20 protein-coding genes are annotated in these 16,461 nt (G+C 45.1%); 17 read left to right on the forward strand and 3 right to left on the reverse strand.

Features of this window, described 5'->3' with window-relative positions; all coding sequences use genetic code 11:
* Positions 1–13: 13 nt before the first annotated feature.
* Together gltS and HRQ85_RS01235 are read right to left on the reverse strand one after the other, a co-directional pair.
* On the reverse strand, positions 14–1,240 hold the full coding sequence (gltS, locus tag HRQ85_RS01230; protein WP_017060972.1) for a sodium/glutamate symporter: 1,227 nt from the start codon (positions 1,238–1,240) through the stop codon (positions 14–16).
* Between the two features lie 316 nt (positions 1,241–1,556).
* Positions 1,557–1,913, reverse strand: a complete 357-nt coding sequence (locus HRQ85_RS01235) for a YibL family ribosome-associated protein (RefSeq protein WP_017060971.1) — start codon at positions 1,911–1,913, stop codon at positions 1,557–1,559.
* Between the two features lie 326 nt (positions 1,914–2,239).
* Between HRQ85_RS01235 and HRQ85_RS01240 the strand changes: the two genes are divergently transcribed.
* Entirely contained in the window at positions 2,240–3,037 is a 798-nt protein-coding gene (locus tag HRQ85_RS01240) for a DUF4344 domain-containing metallopeptidase (RefSeq protein WP_172378444.1), read from the forward strand.
* Between the two features lie 127 nt (positions 3,038–3,164).
* On the opposite strand, the gene HRQ85_RS01245 is transcribed toward HRQ85_RS01240, so the two are convergent.
* On the reverse strand, positions 3,165–3,551 hold the full coding sequence (locus HRQ85_RS01245; protein WP_017070218.1) for a tautomerase family protein: 387 nt from the start codon (positions 3,549–3,551) through the stop codon (positions 3,165–3,167).
* 252 nt (positions 3,552–3,803) lie between these two features.
* Between HRQ85_RS01245 and HRQ85_RS01250 the strand changes: the two genes are divergently transcribed.
* From HRQ85_RS01250 to HRQ85_RS01325, 16 genes are all read left to right on the forward strand, one after another.
* A complete protein-coding gene (locus HRQ85_RS01250; RefSeq protein WP_172378445.1) occupies positions 3,804–4,424 on the forward strand; it encodes an LON peptidase substrate-binding domain-containing protein in 621 nt (206 codons plus the stop codon).
* 110 nt (positions 4,425–4,534) lie between these two features.
* Positions 4,535–5,182 carry a sigma-70 family RNA polymerase sigma factor gene (locus HRQ85_RS01255; protein WP_017060967.1) on the forward strand — a complete coding sequence of 216 codons (648 nt, stop codon included), beginning with the start codon at positions 4,535–4,537 and terminating at the stop codon, positions 5,180–5,182.
* Entirely contained in the window at positions 5,175–5,855 is a 681-nt protein-coding gene (locus tag HRQ85_RS01260) for a ChrR family anti-sigma-E factor (RefSeq protein ID WP_172378446.1), read from the forward strand. The genes HRQ85_RS01255 and HRQ85_RS01260 overlap by 8 nt, the downstream gene beginning before the upstream one ends.
* 143 nt (positions 5,856–5,998) lie before the next feature.
* Positions 5,999–6,946: a YbgA family protein gene (locus HRQ85_RS01265; RefSeq protein ID WP_048610067.1), complete on the forward strand. Its 948-nt coding sequence runs from the start codon at positions 5,999–6,001 to the stop codon at positions 6,944–6,946.
* On the forward strand, positions 6,943–8,358 hold the full coding sequence (gene phrB / locus HRQ85_RS01270; protein ID WP_172378447.1) for a deoxyribodipyrimidine photo-lyase: 1,416 nt from the start codon (positions 6,943–6,945) through the stop codon (positions 8,356–8,358). The genes HRQ85_RS01265 and phrB overlap by 4 nt, the downstream gene beginning before the upstream one ends.
* Before the next feature lie 14 nt (positions 8,359–8,372).
* On the forward strand, positions 8,373–8,804 hold the full coding sequence (locus tag HRQ85_RS01275; RefSeq protein ID WP_050647550.1) for a nuclear transport factor 2 family protein: 432 nt from the start codon (positions 8,373–8,375) through the stop codon (positions 8,802–8,804).
* A complete protein-coding gene (locus HRQ85_RS01280; RefSeq protein ID WP_172378448.1) occupies positions 8,804–9,535 on the forward strand; it encodes an SDR family NAD(P)-dependent oxidoreductase in 732 nt (243 codons plus the stop codon). Before HRQ85_RS01275 ends, HRQ85_RS01280 begins: the two co-directional genes overlap by 1 nt.
* A gap of 2 nt (positions 9,536–9,537) precedes the next feature.
* Entirely contained in the window at positions 9,538–10,809 is a 1,272-nt protein-coding gene (locus HRQ85_RS01285) for an NAD(P)/FAD-dependent oxidoreductase (protein ID WP_172378449.1), read from the forward strand.
* Positions 10,806–11,612 carry a DUF1365 domain-containing protein gene (locus HRQ85_RS01290; protein WP_172378450.1) on the forward strand — a complete coding sequence of 269 codons (807 nt, stop codon included), beginning with the start codon at positions 10,806–10,808 and terminating at the stop codon, positions 11,610–11,612. Before HRQ85_RS01285 ends, HRQ85_RS01290 begins: the two co-directional genes overlap by 4 nt.
* A gap of 104 nt (positions 11,613–11,716) precedes the next feature.
* Positions 11,717–12,997: an SAM-dependent methyltransferase gene (locus HRQ85_RS01295; RefSeq protein WP_172378451.1), complete on the forward strand. Its 1,281-nt coding sequence runs from the start codon at positions 11,717–11,719 to the stop codon at positions 12,995–12,997.
* Positions 12,975–13,496 (forward strand): DUF2878 domain-containing protein, encoded by a 522-nt coding sequence (locus tag HRQ85_RS01300; protein WP_172378452.1) that lies wholly within the window; start codon positions 12,975–12,977, stop codon positions 13,494–13,496. Before HRQ85_RS01295 ends, HRQ85_RS01300 begins: the two co-directional genes overlap by 23 nt.
* A gap of 3 nt (positions 13,497–13,499) precedes the next feature.
* Complete coding sequence (locus HRQ85_RS01305) at positions 13,500–14,075, forward strand: chalcone isomerase family protein (protein ID WP_172378453.1); 576 nt, start codon at positions 13,500–13,502, stop codon at positions 14,073–14,075.
* The gene (locus HRQ85_RS01310; protein ID WP_172378454.1) at positions 14,072–14,614 is read left to right on the forward strand and encodes a DUF3833 domain-containing protein; all 543 of its coding nucleotides are present in this window, start codon (positions 14,072–14,074) and stop codon (positions 14,612–14,614) included. The genes HRQ85_RS01305 and HRQ85_RS01310 overlap by 4 nt, the downstream gene beginning before the upstream one ends.
* 252 nt (positions 14,615–14,866) lie before the next feature.
* The gene (locus HRQ85_RS01315; RefSeq protein ID WP_017061275.1) at positions 14,867–15,130 is read left to right on the forward strand and encodes a hypothetical protein; all 264 of its coding nucleotides are present in this window, start codon (positions 14,867–14,869) and stop codon (positions 15,128–15,130) included.
* Between the two features lie 267 nt (positions 15,131–15,397).
* The gene (locus tag HRQ85_RS01320; protein ID WP_172378455.1) at positions 15,398–16,072 is read left to right on the forward strand and encodes an SDR family NAD(P)-dependent oxidoreductase; all 675 of its coding nucleotides are present in this window, start codon (positions 15,398–15,400) and stop codon (positions 16,070–16,072) included.
* Positions 16,073–16,203: 131 nt separating this feature from the next.
* Positions 16,204–16,443, forward strand: a complete 240-nt coding sequence (locus HRQ85_RS01325; RefSeq protein WP_017061273.1) for an RNA recognition motif domain-containing protein — start codon at positions 16,204–16,206, stop codon at positions 16,441–16,443.
* Positions 16,444–16,461 lie beyond the last annotated feature (18 nt).

Here is a 16,461-nt window from a genome sequence, read left to right on the forward strand (position 1 = left end):
GCAAAGGCGAACATTAACCGATAAACGAGATGTAACCTTGAAGGATAATCAGGTTAACGATATCGATAAAGAAGGCACCAACAATTGGCACCACCATGAAGGCTTGTGGCGATGGACCAAAACGGTTCACCAAAGAGCCCATGTTCATTACCGCTGTTGGTGTTGCACCTAGGCCGAAACCACAGTGACCACCAGCCATAACCGCTGCGTCGTAGTTAGAACCCATTACTTTAAACGTCACAAAGTAAGAGAAAATACCCAGTACAACCGCCTGAACCGCAAGGATAACCAAGAACGGAATCGCAAGGTCAAAGATGTTCCAAAGCTTAAGGCTCATTAGCGCCATTGCTAGGAACAGTGACAATGACACCGTACCAAGAATATCGACCGTTTCACTGTCAGTCTTATGCAGCTTAGTCACTTCAAACACGTTAGTGATGAACACACCGATAAACAACGCGTAAACGAAGTCAGGAATCATCAACCAAGAAATTTCAAAAGTCGCCACCCACTGCTCTAGGTACTTCGCACCCGTGATACAGATAAGAAGGATGAACAACACTTCAATCACCTTCTTCGCCGTCACTTTGTCTTCTTCATACTCGTTGTAAGTAACAAGTTCAGGGAAGCGTTCATGCGTTTGCGTGCCAGTGCCGTACTCAGATTCAAGCTGGTTTTTATCAATCAGCTTTTGCGCCACTGGGCTACCGATAATACCACCGATGATCAAACCAAAGGTCGCTGAAGCCATCGCGATTTCTAGCGTATTTGCAATGCCAAACGTGTCTGCAAAAGTTTGAGACCAAGCCGCGCCTGTGCCGTGACCGCCCGAAAGGGTGATAGAGCCAGCAATCAAACCCATCAAGGGTTCAAGGCCTAGTGCCGTAGCTAAGGTTACGCCTACACCGTTTTGGATAATGATGTAAACCGACGCTACCCCTAAGAATAGGAATACCTTAGCACCACCTTTTATCAGCTGCGTGTAATTCGCCGCAAGACCGACCGTTGCAAAGAACATCAACATAAACGTGTTCTGCAGGGGCAAAGAAAACTCTAGATCAAGGCCGTTAAAGTGCAGGGCTGTAATAGCAAAAGCGACAATCAAGCCGCCGACAATGGGCTCTGGAATGTTGTACTTTTTGAGAATCGGAAGCTTTGCATTGACGAAATGACCTAGAAACAAAACACTAATCGCGATTAGGAAGGATTCTAATGGTCCAATTGAAATTAATTGATTCATATAACCTCTATTTTTTTACGTTCTCATCTTCCCTAATGAGTCTAGTTTTATCTGTAATTATTTGTGCTGCTCTACCTATATTTATACAAACTGGAGAGAAAGTGTGGATTCGAAAAGCGAACACATTACTGCGATCGCTTAGTGCCATGTTAGTAGCACGTTAACTTTTATAGGAGATAAAAGGATTTGTGACAACAATCACCTTCTAAAAGTTGAAAACGGCGTGAGTATCTATGCCGCTGACTCTGCTTTCTTAATACCTAAAAAAGCAAAAAGGAGCTATTTCTAGCTCCTCTTTCATCACCATCGCTGGTAATTAGAATTTTTTCGGTGCGTAACCAGTCATAACCTCAATGCGAAGTTCTTTACCGATCTTCGTCATTGGGTGAACAATTACGAGTCCTTTAACAGACTTTTTAAGTTTACCCATATCCGCTTGCTCAGCCTTAGTGATCTCACGGCTAAATGGCATATCAACCAGAGACTTACGCTCTTGGTTCACATCGTAGCTTTCTTTGTGTTTAAGCTGGGCAATTTTCTTAGTTAGCTTCTTAATCTCTTCCTCGAACTGACGAACAACAGGACGATCATTACGAGTTTTAGCAGCATCTAACTTGTGGCGACACTTGTCTAGACGGTTGTTAATTTGTTGAAGTTCGTTTTTAACACTCATAATAATTTCCTAAGATTAAACAAGCCAATTCGGATTGGGGCGCGGAGTATAGCACAAGGGTTCTGTTGAACCGAAATTTATCTGTTAATTACCAACAGAAACGAATCACATCGACACCGCTCATTCAGCTTACCTATTCTTTGTGGCGAAACTCTAAGCGGATTATTCCTTGATAGGATAGCGTCTACTTCAAAAATTGCAGTTCTCGATGCATCAAAATTCCGTCTAAACTTATACTCTAACGCAGTAACTAAATCAGGGTACACAGCTTGGCGTTGTTACCTCTAGCACGACTCTGATTCACCACGCAATCACAAGGATAGCCGATGACATTATTGAAACGAACATTGACCTGCAGCCTAGCCCTGAGTGCAATGTTTGCCACAACTTATGCATCTAGTGAACAAACAACCCAAAGTAACCTGCTCGTCGAGTACTCTACACCGCAAAATACCGAAGAAGAACAGCTCAAACGAGAGATTCAAAGCAGTGGCGTTAATGACACCGTGGTCGATCTATCAAACCAACTGTTCATGTTTGAGAAGCCATTAACCATTCAATATGGCGGGGAAGAAGGACCGCTCTACGATCCGCAAACCCATCAAGTGCTGATCCCTTATAGCTTTTACGCTGAGTCACTCAATTACTTTGAGAAGAACCAATACGAAAAAGAGTATGGAAAATCTGCGCAAACTGGCGCTATTGATACATTGCTGCACACCCTACTACACGAAGCTGGGCATGCGTATATCGAAGATCAGAACATTGCCATATTGGGTAAAGAAGAAGATGCAGTTGATAACCTAGCAACCGTGCTACTGCTTAACTACGTAGAGCATGGGGCCGACGCCGCTATCAGCGCTGCAGACATGTTCGCTTTCGAGTCAGAAGACCGGCCGGAATATTACGACTTGGGGGAATACATCGACGAGCACAGTTTCGACCTGCAGCGTTACTTCTCCACGTTATGCTTAGTGTATGGCAGCGATCCTGATGCCTATAAGAACTTGCTCGATGAAGTGGAAAACGACTATTTGAAAGACAGAAAAGAGTTCTGCGTTGAGCACTTTGACGTGATCAATGAAAATTGGCATCAGTATTTAAAAGAGAGTGACGATGCTTAGATGCTGAAAGGTTAGTGTCGAGAACTAGAAAAACGGCTTTGGCATCAAATTCCAAAGCCGTCAATCGATAGGTGTGCTTAAGTCATACGTGTTAAGAATTGAGAGTTAAGAATTAAAAGTTTAAACCCTAGACCTTCACTTTATACTTCAGATCTTGAGCTTCATCGCCGGTCATGCCTCGAAATCCCCAGCAGTGCGATGGCTGTTCCTTAATAGTGATTTCAATATCAATTGGAGAGATAGCTAACTGCTTCTCTATCTCAGAAAATATCTTCTTAATTAAGCGCTTTTTGGTGTTTACCGCTCGACCTTCCATCATGTTGATCTCAATGACGGTATAGGCTTCTGTTCTTCCTTCCGGGTAAAAGAAGTCATCTCGTTCCAATGGCACAAATCGATGTGCTCGCTTGTCATCGGGTAAACCCATTTCACTGTTTAAGCACTGCTGCAACACATTAGAGAGCTGCAACTTAATTGGATTTAAGCACTCTTTGATACCATAAATAACAATCATGACCATTCCTTTGATGCGATGTTAGGTATAGAAGAACGTCAGATAGAAGCATCGTCTGGCGACTACCCATTCGCTTACTATTTGTACATATATTACCTAATGACGCGTATGAGAAAAGGTAAAAACAATGAATTTATGAACAGGTGCAACAAAATACCTATCCCTTTGCGAACATAAGCCGAAGCGAATTGATCGAACACCACCCTCCCCGCGTATATCTTCTCAAATCACATTTGAACTAAGGAGTACTATGTGCCGAATTCACCTAGGAAGACCACGCGGACAGACGCCGAACCAGAAACACCCGTAGAGTCTTCTCTAGAGCTCGCTGTGTTTCCTCTCCCCATCTTCCTTCTACCGGGAGGCAGACAAAGACTGCGCATTTTTGAGCCAAAGTATCTCGCGATGGTTGCTCACGCAGCGCAGGGCGATGGTTTCATTATCGCCACTCAAGATAACTCTAACTCTGATCATCTCAGTTCTTGGGGAACAAAGGTGACCATCGTCGACTTCAATATGTCCGATGACCAAATCTTAGAAATTGATGTCAAAGGCGAAAAGCTGGTGCAATTGCATGGGTCGTTTCGAGACGACGATGACCTGATTAAAAGTAAGTTCAGCTCGTTGCCACACTGGCCAGCCCATGAATATAAAGTGCCTAACGTGTTTACCGCTTTTTTGGTTCAGTTGTTTCGCGACCACGATTCGATAAGAACACTCTATCCCACTCCAGATTTCGAGAACCCACAATGGATTTGTGCGCGATTGCTCGAAATGATGCCTATCCCATTGGAAAAGAAAACAGAATTTACTGAGCCAGCCAGTTTTCCGTCTCTAGTTCCTTTTTTGAATCAAATCATTACGGGGCAATAAGCACTTTTCTTCACTATAATTTTGTATAGTAGAAATTAATTTAAATTAAAGTGATCCCGACTTTCTCCTTTCACGTAGTGCCTATCAAATTCGCATGATGGTTAGTTACTATGCAAGTGGAAAGCAGAAGTTCAGGGAACGGCAAGGAGCATGTCATTATTCCCGATAACAAAGTACCTACAGACAACAAAGTACCTACAGAGCTCTCGAGCTGGTTGGTGTTGGTTGGTACAGACCGAGACAAGCAGGCGTTCACCTGTTTGTTCAAGTTCTTCGCTCCTAAGATTAAGCGTTTTGGTATTAGTAAGTTGGGTGGCGAAGCTGCTGCCAACGAGCTAGTTCAAGACACGATGACTAACGTTTGGAAGAAAGCGCATCTCTACAATGTAGACAAAGGCGCTGCGACCACTTGGGTCTACACGGTAATGCGTAATGCAGCGTTCGATATGTTGCGCAAAGTTAAAGCGAAAGCCGAACAAACGATAGCCGACGATATCTGGCCAATCGATGCGATGGTAGCCGAGTCTCAAAGCGAAGATTTGCCATTCGGTGACCATTTGATGAGCCGACACGTAATGACTCAAATAGAAAAGTTGCCTCTCGCTCAGAAAACCATCGTCAAAGGCGTTTATTTTCAAGAGCTCTCTCAAGAGCAACTCGCACAGCAACTTGGCGTCCCACTTGGAACGGTGAAATCACGCCTGAGACTCGCTTTAGCCAAATTAAAAGTTCACATGGGGGAACAAGACCATGATTAAACATCACCCAAACGCGGCAATCTTGAAAGACTTCGTCGATGGCACGTTGGCTGATTCAGTTTCTTTGATTGTTTCTAGCCATGTAGAGCTGTGTGAACACTGCCAACAACAGGTTAAGCAGCTCACTGCTGAAGCGGCTAATAATGCATTTGACGCAGAGCCAGTATTCTCAAATGAAGATCTAGACAGTTTCTCAATGGACGACATGGACTTTGATTTTGATGCGATAGAGCAAATCACAGCCGATGCTTCTCAGTCTGTTGAAGTGACTCCAGAGGTTCAGAAAGTAACTGTCGCTGACACGACATTCACAATCCCTCGCGCCCTTAACTCAGTCGCGAGAAAGGACTGGATGAACCTAGGCAAAATTTCACGAGCAAGACTCGATTTTGCTGACGAAGCACACCACACCAGCTTGTTGCACATCGATAAAGACGGACAAGTGCCTTGCCACACCCACAAAGGCTTCGAGATCACGCTTCTTCTAGAAGGCAGTTTCGAAGACGAAATGGGCGTTTACAACAAAGGTGACTTCATCTGGTTGGATGGCAATCACACTCATCAACCTGCAACAAAAGAAGGTTGTGTCTGTTTAACCGTTTCAAGTGATGCGTTGTACTTCACTAAAGGCGTGAGTCAACTGTTCAACCCACTAGGTAAATACATTTATTAGATTGAAGTATTTACTGGGCTCGTCACAAGACTCGCATAGTTGGCTAGGTAGAAAAGTAATAACCGAACTAAAGTAATGTGGAATAAGCAACAAACCACATAATATAAGAATAACGATGAGCAATGATCGTAAGGAATTGACCAATGGATAAAAAAATAAAAATAGGCATCAGTGCATGTGTCGCCGGTCATAAAGTTCGGTTCGATACTGGACACAAACGTTCGCGCTTCTGCACAGACGATCTTGCAGATTATGTAGAGTTAGAACCGGTTTGTCCTGAAATGGGCGTCGGCCTTCCAACTCCTCGCCCAACCATTCGTCAAACAAGAATGTTAGATGACATCATTCATGTTTCTCGCCCAGATGGTTCAGGTGATGTGACCAACGAACTGATCGAGTTCGGTCAAAACTACTCAAAGAACAACCAACACATTGCTGGCTTTATTGTTTGTCAAAAAAGCCCAACCTGTGGCATGGAGCGCGTGAAGGTGTACCACCACCATGGTCGCGGCTCTGAATCGACAGGCATAGGCATGTTCACCCAACAAATTATGGACGGCAACCCGTTACTTCCCGTTGAAGAAAACGGCCGCCTTAACGATCCCATTTTGCGTGAAAACTTCATGACTCGAGTGTTCACTTACCAAAAATGGCTCGATCTCGTAGATGAAGGTGTGACCAAACACAAACTGATTCAGTTCCACAGCGCTCACAAATACTTAGTCATGTGTCACCACGTTGAGGGATACAAAAGTTTAGGCAAACTGTTAGCGGGTAATGAGTTAGACATCGACGAATTGGCGGCTCAATACATCGAAGGTTTGATGAAGGCGTTATCGCATCATGCTAATCGAGGCAGTCACGCCAATACGCTGCATCACTTGCAAGGTTACTTTAAGAAACAACTGAGTAGCGCTCACAAGCAAGAACTCACCAACCAGATCGATTCTTTCAGAGAGGGCGTGATTCCACTGTTAGTGCCGCTGACACTGATCAATCACTACCTAATGGAATACCCAAACGAGTACTTGGAATCACAGGTTTACCTAAACCCTCACCCACAAGAACTTAAGCTGAGATACGGATATTGAGCGACATTTTATGGATACGACGAGACCTGAGGGTTCACGATAACCCAGCGCTCGTCGCAGCAATTGAAAACGGCGTATCTATCGCCGTTTTTATTTCAACCCCACAGCAATGGCAGCAACACCACCTTGCACCAATCAAAGCTGATTTTATCTATCGTCATCTAAAACAACTCGATTCCCAGCTCGCTGAATTCGGGATAACTTTGCTTCACCTAAAAGCGACCGATTTTGACGACCAATCCAAACAGCTCATCGATTTGTGCCAGCAGCTTGATGCCAAGTGCGTCTACGCTAACTCTGAACCAGAGGTCGATGAACAAGCTCGCGATAAAAAGCTGATTTCAAGCGGCCTAAACCTCAAGATCAGCGATTGTGACGTTATGCTGCCACTCGGTAGCGTTCTCAACAAACAAGGCGAGATGTTCAAAGTCTTTACGCCCTTTAAGAACGCTTGGTTAAAAGAAGTTCAGCTGAAAGGCATCATCTGTAGTCCAGCTCCTGTCGTGCCGACTGAACGTTCACAAACACAGCTTCCTGACGACTTACAAGTCTTAACCCTCTCCGTTGACTATGATTTCGACTTTCCTCGTGTTGATTCGAGTCGCTGGCCATTAAGCCAAGATGTATTGGGCAATGTGATCCCCAATTTCTTAGGCGATAAAGTCAACGACTACGCACGTCTGAGAGATATTCCCTCAGTTAAAGGAACATCAGGACTGTCGCCTTATTTAGCGATTGGCGCAGTAAGCCCACGTTGGTTAGCGATTCAATTGATTCAGCAACAACCCGATCTGTTATTTGATACGCAATTACCGGCCTTTTGTTGGCTCAACGAATTGATTTGGCGAGATTTTTATAAGCATTTGATGTTCCACCATCCTAAACTGGTTAAAGGTGCTAACTTTCAGCAAAAATACAATGGTTTAGATTGGTATCACGATCATCCTAGCTTCAAAGCTTGGTGCGAAGGAAAAACAGGATATCCATTGGTTGATGCAGCAATGCGTCAACTGGTTGAAACGGGCTGGATGCACAACAGGCTAAGAATGGTGGTGGCAAGCTTCCTAACCAAGCACCTGCTTATTGACTGGCGCTGGGGCGAGCGTTTCTTTATGTCGCACCTTATCGACGGTGACTTTAGCGCCAACAACGGTGGCTGGCAGTGGGCTTCAAGTACTGGCTGCGATGCTCAACCTTACTTCCGAATTTTCAATCCAATCACTCAGAGTGAAAAATTTGATCCAAAAGGAATTTTTATCCGTAAGTACATACCAGAGCTGCAAAATATCCCAGATAAGCATGTGCATTTCCCACATGACTTTATCGCTAAAAACGGAATAGACAGCGAATACTGGCAACCCATCGTTGAGCATAAAGAAGCACGATTGAGAGCCTTAGCCTTCTTCAAATAATTAGAGTGAATATTATGGATAACTCTCTATGGCTTGATAACTTTCTCAACATGTATCGAGAACTCGGAACCGACAATTTCGACGTGCTTAAGACGGTTTATCACCCTGATATTGAATTCCAAGATCCGCTACATCATGTCAGCGGTATTTCGGCGCTTACGCACTACTTCGAGAATCTCTACACCCAAGTAACCAGCTGTTACTTTCATATCGAACACACTTTCGAAGCGAACGACGAAGCTTCTGTTTACTGGACGATGCAATTCGCTCACAAGCAATTAAATGGGCAAAAGCCAATCGAAGTACAAGGACACAGCCACCTCAAGATGCTCGACGGTCAAGTTATTTACCACAGAGACTACCTCGACGTCGGCTCTATGTTGTATGAACACATTCCAGTACTGGGCTGCGCGATCAAATCCATCAAAAAGAGGGCGAGCCGATAATGCGTATTATGATTACAGGCGCGACCTCAGGTATCGGCCAATCCCTCGCTAAAGATTACGCTGAGCAAGGGCATCAGGTGATTGCTTGTGGCCGTAACTCAGACAAGCTGCAAGCCTTGGTTGACTCTCACGATACAGACGTCGCGCATTCATCCATTAAGCCGCTCTGTTTCGATCTGACTGATTACCACAACTTCCCAGAACTCGACCAAGACAAGCCGCTCGATCTGCTGATTTTAAATGCGGGTGATTGTGAGTACATCGACGACCCAGTGAACTTTGATGCAGAGCTTTTCGAGCGCGTCATCAACATCAATCTCATTTCAATTGGCTACGCCCTTAAAGCCTGGCTAAAAAACATCAAGCCCGGCGGCCGTTTGGTTTTAGTCAGCTCCAGCGCCAGCTTTTTACCTTTGCCAAGAGCCGAGGCTTATGGCGCTTCAAAGGCAGCCCTCACCTACTTAGGCAGAACACTTTCGGTTGATCTGGCAACGCACAACATTCATGTCTCAATTGTGCACCCAGGCTTTGTTGAAACGCCATTAACCGAGCGAAATACGTTCTCTATGCCTATGATTATTAGTAGTGAGGCCGCAACTCAGCGAATCGTAAATGGTATCGCTCAAGGAAAGAGTGAAATCGATTTCCCAAGACGATTCATCATGTTGATGAAGCTATTAAGAATGCTTCCAACTCCAGTTTGGCAAAAACTCGCTTCAAGGATGGTATAACAATGAAGAAAATCGCCATTATTGGTTCAGGTATCTCTGGACTCACTTGCGCGCATATATTAGATAAGCACCACGACGTAACAGTATTCGAAAAGAATGATTACGTAGGGGGCCACACCGCTACCGTTGATATTGAACATCAAGGCTCGGCGTTTTCGATAGATACAGGTTTCATCGTATTCAACGATCGAACCTACCCGAATTTCAATCAGCTTCTAGAACAGCTCGGTGTCGAAAGACAACCGACTGAGATGAGCTTCAGCGCCCACAACACGACTACCAAGTTTGAGTACAACGGCCACAGCATTAATTCGTTGTTCGCGCAGAGGAGTAACATCTTCAAACCTCAGTTCTGGTCTTTAGTGTCTGACATTCTCAAGTTCAATAAACTGTGTAAGGCTCAGTTTGAAAGCAATGAATTCACACCAGACGTTACCCTCGGCAGCTTCCTACGTGATAATCAATTTTCCGACTTTTTCAGTCAGCACTATATTCTACCGATGGGCGCCGCTATTTGGTCGACAAGCTTGGAAGAGATGGAAGAGTTTGAGCTCAAGTTCTTCATCCAGTTTTTCTACAACCATGGATTGCTCGATATCGCAAACCGTCCTCAGTGGTATGTGATTCCAAAGGGATCGCGTTCTTATGTTGAAATCATCCTTTCACGCCTAAGTAAGCCTGTTGCACTCAATACATCGATTAAACAAGTGACTCGCCAAGAAACGGGCATCACGATTGAATTTGAAGATGGCAGCACACAAGGTTTCGACGAAGTAATCTTTGCTTGCCACTCAGACCAAGCCTTACGCCTGCTTGGTGATGCGACAGAACAAGAGCAACAGGTACTGGGCGAAATCCCATACAGCCGCAATGAAGTGGTTCTGCACACCGATACTCGCTTACTCCCAGATAGAAAACTGGCTTGGGCAAGTTGGAACTACATGTTGGATGGCGACAGTAAACGACCTGCTTGTGTCACGTACAACATGAACATTCTGCAAGGCATCGAAAGCCAAGACACCTTCTGTGTCACCTTGAATCAAAGCGAAGCCATCGACCCAGAAAAAATTATTCGCAGCTTTGTTTATCATCACCCGGTACTTAACTCGAACACGGTCGAAGCTCAGCACAAGCGTGAGCAAATCTGTGGCAAAAACCAGACGCACTTTGCTGGTGCTTATTGGTATAACGGCTTCCATGAAGACGGTGTCCACAGTGCACTCGATGTGACCAAACGCTTCGGTTTAGATTTGAGTACGAGTTCCGCGCTATGAACAGTCAAACCCTGACACCCGAGATGGGGATCGCATCCGAAAAGAGTAAAGAGCTCAGCGGTATCTATTGGGGTAACGTCAGACATCGCCGCTTTGGCGACATCACTCATGAGTTCAGCTATCAGCTGTATATGATGGGGTTAGATCTTGATGAGCTACCCCAAACCACAGCGCGCAGTGCGCTGTTCGGAACTCGATGGTACAACCCGATTCGCTTTGTCGAATCGGATTATCTCGCTGAAAAAAAAGAAAATGTCACCACGGATGAACCAAAATCACTTAAGCAACGTATAGCTTCCAAAGTGCAACAACTTGGTGGGGTTTGGTCTGATTCAAACCGTGTGACGATGCTGGCTCAATGCCGCTGTTTGGGCATCTATTTCAGCCCAATCAACTGTTTCTTCTGTTATGACGAAACCGGAGATTGTAAGTACATGTTGGCGGAGGTGAGTAATACGCCTTGGCGAGAAAGACACTATTACCTCATCGACATGCACCAAGAATTAAAGGTAAAAAAAGAGTTTCACGTTTCGCCGTTCATGGACTTGAACATGACTTATTTTTGGAAGATTAAGCCACCAGCGAAACGCACACTAGTTCACATCGAAAGCCGCCGAGACGACAAGCTTTTCGATGCGACACTGGCTCTTACGAAACAGTCAGTAACCAAGACAAACATTAGACGAACGGTCTTCAAGATTCCGGCGATGACGATAAAGGTCGTGATGGGAATTTATTATCAGGCTCTCAAATTATTCCTGAAAAAAGTACCGTTTGTGGCGCATCCAGACTCTACGTCTTAAGCGCACATGAAAGAACTCAATTGAAGCTGGGTTCGCTCCAACCAAGGAGCAGAACTCAGCTTAGTTGGCACAAAATATTAGAATGAGTTATCAGCGAGGTTTACATGGAACAGCTTGCCAAACAAAACAACAATATTGAACAACAAGCTAAAGCCGTTGCTGTTTCAAGCAACTGTAAATATCGAGCTTTAATCTTCAAGGTTTTAGAAAGCCTTCAATTCGCGACGCTCGAGATCATTGAGCGCGACCAGCATTCAGTATTTGGTGATCGAGAAGCCGAACTGAAAGGTCGAATCGTGATTCATGATGCGACCTTTTTTAGAGATGTTGTCATTAACGGCAGTATCGGCGCATCCGAAGCGTACATCGATGGTAAATGGACCAGCCCGAATCTCACGCGTGTGATTCAAATCATGGCTCGTAACCAAGCCCAATTGGATGAGCTTGATGACAAGACACAGTGGATTTCTCGCATCAAAAACCTCTTGCTGCGTCGCAAGAATGCCAACACCGAACAAGGCTCTAAGCGAAATATTCTCGCCCACTACGACATTGGCAACGAGCTGTATGAGCGCTTCCTAGACAGCTCGATGCAGTACTCTTCCGCTATCTACAGCGAAGACGCAGAAACCTTGTCGAAGGCTCAACAAAACAAAATGAAAACCATCTGTGAGCGACTAGAGCTGTCTGAGAAAGATAGCGTGGTCGAGATAGGCACTGGCTGGGGCGGCTTAGCCATCTTCATGGCGCAGCATTATGGTTGCCATGTCACCACAACCACAATATCAGATGCACAACATACGCTTGCGGAACAGAGAGTAAAAGCACTTGGTTTAACCGACAAAATCACCCTGCTTAAAGAGGATTATCGCAACCTCACTGGTGAGTACGACAAGTTGGTTTCGATCGAGATGATAGAAGCGGTCGGCCATGAATATCTACAGACCTTCTTTGAGAAATGTTCTTCGCTGTTAAAGCCCTCAGGCAAAATGCTGATTCAAGCAATTACTATTGCCGACAGCCGTTACGATAAATACCGTAAAGGTGTCGACTTTATTCAAAAGTACATCTTCCCCGGCGGTTGCCTACCTTCGGTTTCAGTGATGACCCAACACCTTGCGACCAACACAGACCTTGTTGTTCAAGAAATTGATGACATAGGCCTGCACTATGCTCGAACGCTGAATGATTGGAACATCGCCTTTGAAAATAGTTGGGAAGAGTTAGAGTCTCTCGGCTATTCGGAAGAGTTTAAGCGCTTGTGGATCTTCTACTTCTGCTACTGTGAAGGCGCATTCAAAGAGCGCGTGATCAGCACTCACCATGTCGTCGCAAGAAAACCTCGTTACTTTGGAGCAAAAGATGAAGCGGTTTTGGATTATTAATCTCGTACTGTTTCAAGCGACCTGGGTTTGCAGTGCCTTCTTTACCGCGCAAGCCCCGTTCGTCACACCACTGATTGTAGTGGTTCACTTCCTTCTATCACCGACTCGCAGTAGCGATCTGAAGATACTCATTTTATTACCATTGGGGCTATTGCTTGATAGCCTCTTACTTCACTTTGGCGTGTTTGCCGTCGACTCTGAAATTGCTAATCAATCGTGGTTCCCAATGTGGCTTGTCTGCCTGTGGATCATGTTCTTAATCAGTTTTAACCACAGCCTAAATTGGCTATTAAAATGCTCGAAAGTGATCTTGTTTGTCATAGGGTTCGTAGCAGGTACTAGTAGTTATTGGGGAGGCATCAAAGCAGGTGCTCTTCTTACTACTTGGCCAGATGCATCGGTAGTTGCTGCCCTTGCAATAAGTTGGGGGATTTTGTTGCCCTTACTGGTGGCCGCCTACTCCAACTTAATACAACCTAAAATGGCAATAACGAGGTGACTTATGGCTTATCCACGCAACCCGACACAGACGTTCAAACATGAGCGAGGTATTGTTCGCACTCATCAGCAAGCAAAAAACACACTTCTAAGCTTTATTACTCTCTCGTTAATCTTTGCTGCGCTGTTATTTTCCGGAAGCGCCAAAGCCTCTGCTGTCGATGATCTGAACAAACGTGGTCAGGGTGAAATGAGTTACCTGTTTTGGACTCTCTACTCCGCAGAATTCTACGCGACTCCAACCAACTCTGAACGAGCTTTGAAGCTTGAATATTACCGCTCTATCGACAGCAAAGACCTCGTAGACGCGACAGAAGATCAGTGGAACAAGCTTGGTTACTCTAACAGCAACATTCAACGTTGGTTGAAACCCTTGTACGCGATGTGGCCGAACGTGGAAGAAGGAAGCACACTCACGATTCGTGTCGCTGAAGATAACGTGAGTCGCTTTTATTTCGATGAACAACCGATCGGCATCATTCAAGACAAGCAATTCGGCGAAGCCTTTCTAGCGATTTGGTTATCTGAAAACACCTCTGAACCCGGTCTTCGTAAACAACTTTTAGGTTTGAACAAATGAATCCAAAAACAACAATAATAAAATTCGCTCTGGCATTTCTTTCACTCACTTGGCTAGTAGGCTGTGGCTCTGCAAGTTTAGAAGACCATGTCGACACTACGCCAGAACTCAAGCTTGAAACCTTTTTTAATGGCGAGCTCATGGCCTACGGCATGGTGCTCGACCGCTCTGGTAACCTACTGCGCCGCTTTGATGCCAAGCTTATCGCAACTTGGGACGGTGACAATGGAGAAATAAAAGAGTGGTTCTCTTTTGCTGATGGCGAGCGCTCAACTCGCGTTTGGAATCTGATCAAAACGGGCGAAAACACCTATTCTGGGACCGCCAACGATGTCGTTGGAACCGCTTATGGTGAGACCCAAGGTTCTGCGCTGTATTGGAAATATGACTTAGAGATTGAAGTAGACGGCAGCACCTATGAAGTGGTGCTCGATGATTGGATGTTCTTGATGGACGACAAGCGCTTGTTCAACAAGACTGAGATGTCTAAGTTTGGCTTTAAAGTCGGAGAGGTCATCTTATACATCGAGAAGATTTGATGTAACTGCCGTTTCTAATTGTCAGGTTCCAATCGTTAACTTCATCGATAACTACAGTACGTAACAAAACAGCCCACAACGAAAATTGTGGGCTGTTTTGTTTAATCCCTCGAATAGCATACCTGCATGCTCAAGCCACTGTGCTAAGATGCGCCACCAGCATACAAATGGACTAGACTGACACTAAGCAGTCCCCATTTGTTTCGCTAAGCGTAGATTCCCTACCATGAATAATTGAAAAGGCTTTAAAGCATGAGCAAGTTGACCTCAGCGGAGCGTAAAGCTCGCGACAATGAACGTTTCTCACAACGCGTAAACGACCGCAGAGAAAAAGGTGAAGACGTAGTTGCTTACGCACTGACCAACAAAAAAGCTGTAAAATTCCTGACTAAGTCAGAGAAAAAACGTTTCAACGAAACGAGAGCGACTCTGCAAGAAGAGAAGCGAGTGAAAGAACAAGAAGAGCTTAACCGAATCGAAGACGCGTTCACGATCAAACAGTTCGACGACGAATAATCACTTATGATTACTCAAAAGCGCTGGCTCTTATGCCGGCGCTTTTACTTGTTAGTTCGTTATTTTTTAACGCTGTTATTTCTTACCAAACCAGTCGATTCTTAACGACTTTCCACACAATCTTATCTCAGCCTTACCGCTCGACCTATCAACCTATCAACCTATCAACCTATCAACCAGGCTATCGATCAACTTTAGCCATAGATCTCAGAAAATCTTAGCCTAGCCCCTTACTATCTCGAATCAACTCTACAAATCTAAGACAGTATGATTTTAATTACCGGATCAAGCAGCGGTTTAGGCGCAGCTCTCGCGAAACAATATGCTAACGCCGCAACCGACGCTCAGCGCGTAGCCATCACAGGTCGCAACGCACAACGTTTAGCAGAAGTGGCGCAAGGCCTGCCAGCGAATACCATTATCCAAGCGTGTGATCTCTGTGACCCGCACTCAGTGAGCGAGTTATTGGATGCGTTACCTGAAATGCCTAAACTGGTGATCCACAGTGCTGGCAGTGGCTACTTCGGTAAGATAGAACAGCAAGACCCAGCCACCATCAGCGACATGCTGAAGAACAATATCGAGTCTTCGATCTTTTTGATTCGCGAGCTTGTGCAGCGCTACAAAGATCAATCGGTCACCATTGCTGTGGTGATGTCGACGGCGGCACAAGGTGCTAAAGCGGAAGAGTCCACCTACTGCGCGGCAAAATGGGCCGTGAAAGGCTTTATCGAATCGGTAAGGTTGGAGCTAAAAGGTCACCCGATGAAAATCGTGGCGGTTTATCCTGGAGGAATGGCGACGGAGTTTTGGAATACAAGCGGTAAAGACATGGACACCTCGAGCTTTATGACCGCGCAAGAAGCCGCTCAGATGTTGCAGCAGGCGTTAACCAGCACAGAGCATGGATTCGTATCAGATATTACGATAAACCGCGGCTAGCAGGTAAACAGCTCGCTTAATCGGTAAATAGAGCGACGCGTTACCAAAGAAATGATTAGAGTAATTATTTGTGAGGGTGAGCATGAAAGTGTGCGACAATGCTCGGCGTAAATTCATATTCAAGGTTTATTATGAAACTTCTAGTTCGTAACCTATCGCGCTCTACATCTGAGCAAGACATCCGTGTGCTATTTTCTGAGTTTGGCTCAGTAAAAGAGTGCAGCCTAGTTTTAGACCAAGAAACTGGCGACTCAAAAGGCTTTGCTTTTGTTGAAATGCCAGAGCAAGAAGAAGCTAAAGCGGCACTAAACAAGTTGAACTTGTCAAAGCTTGGCAAAAACACGATTCGTGTAAAAGTAGCGAACTCTTAATCGAGTCAATGCTTCATA

Source organism: Vibrio sp. Vb339, assembly GCF_902751245.1.
Lineage (GTDB): Bacteria > Pseudomonadota > Gammaproteobacteria > Enterobacterales > Vibrionaceae > Vibrio > Vibrio coralliirubri.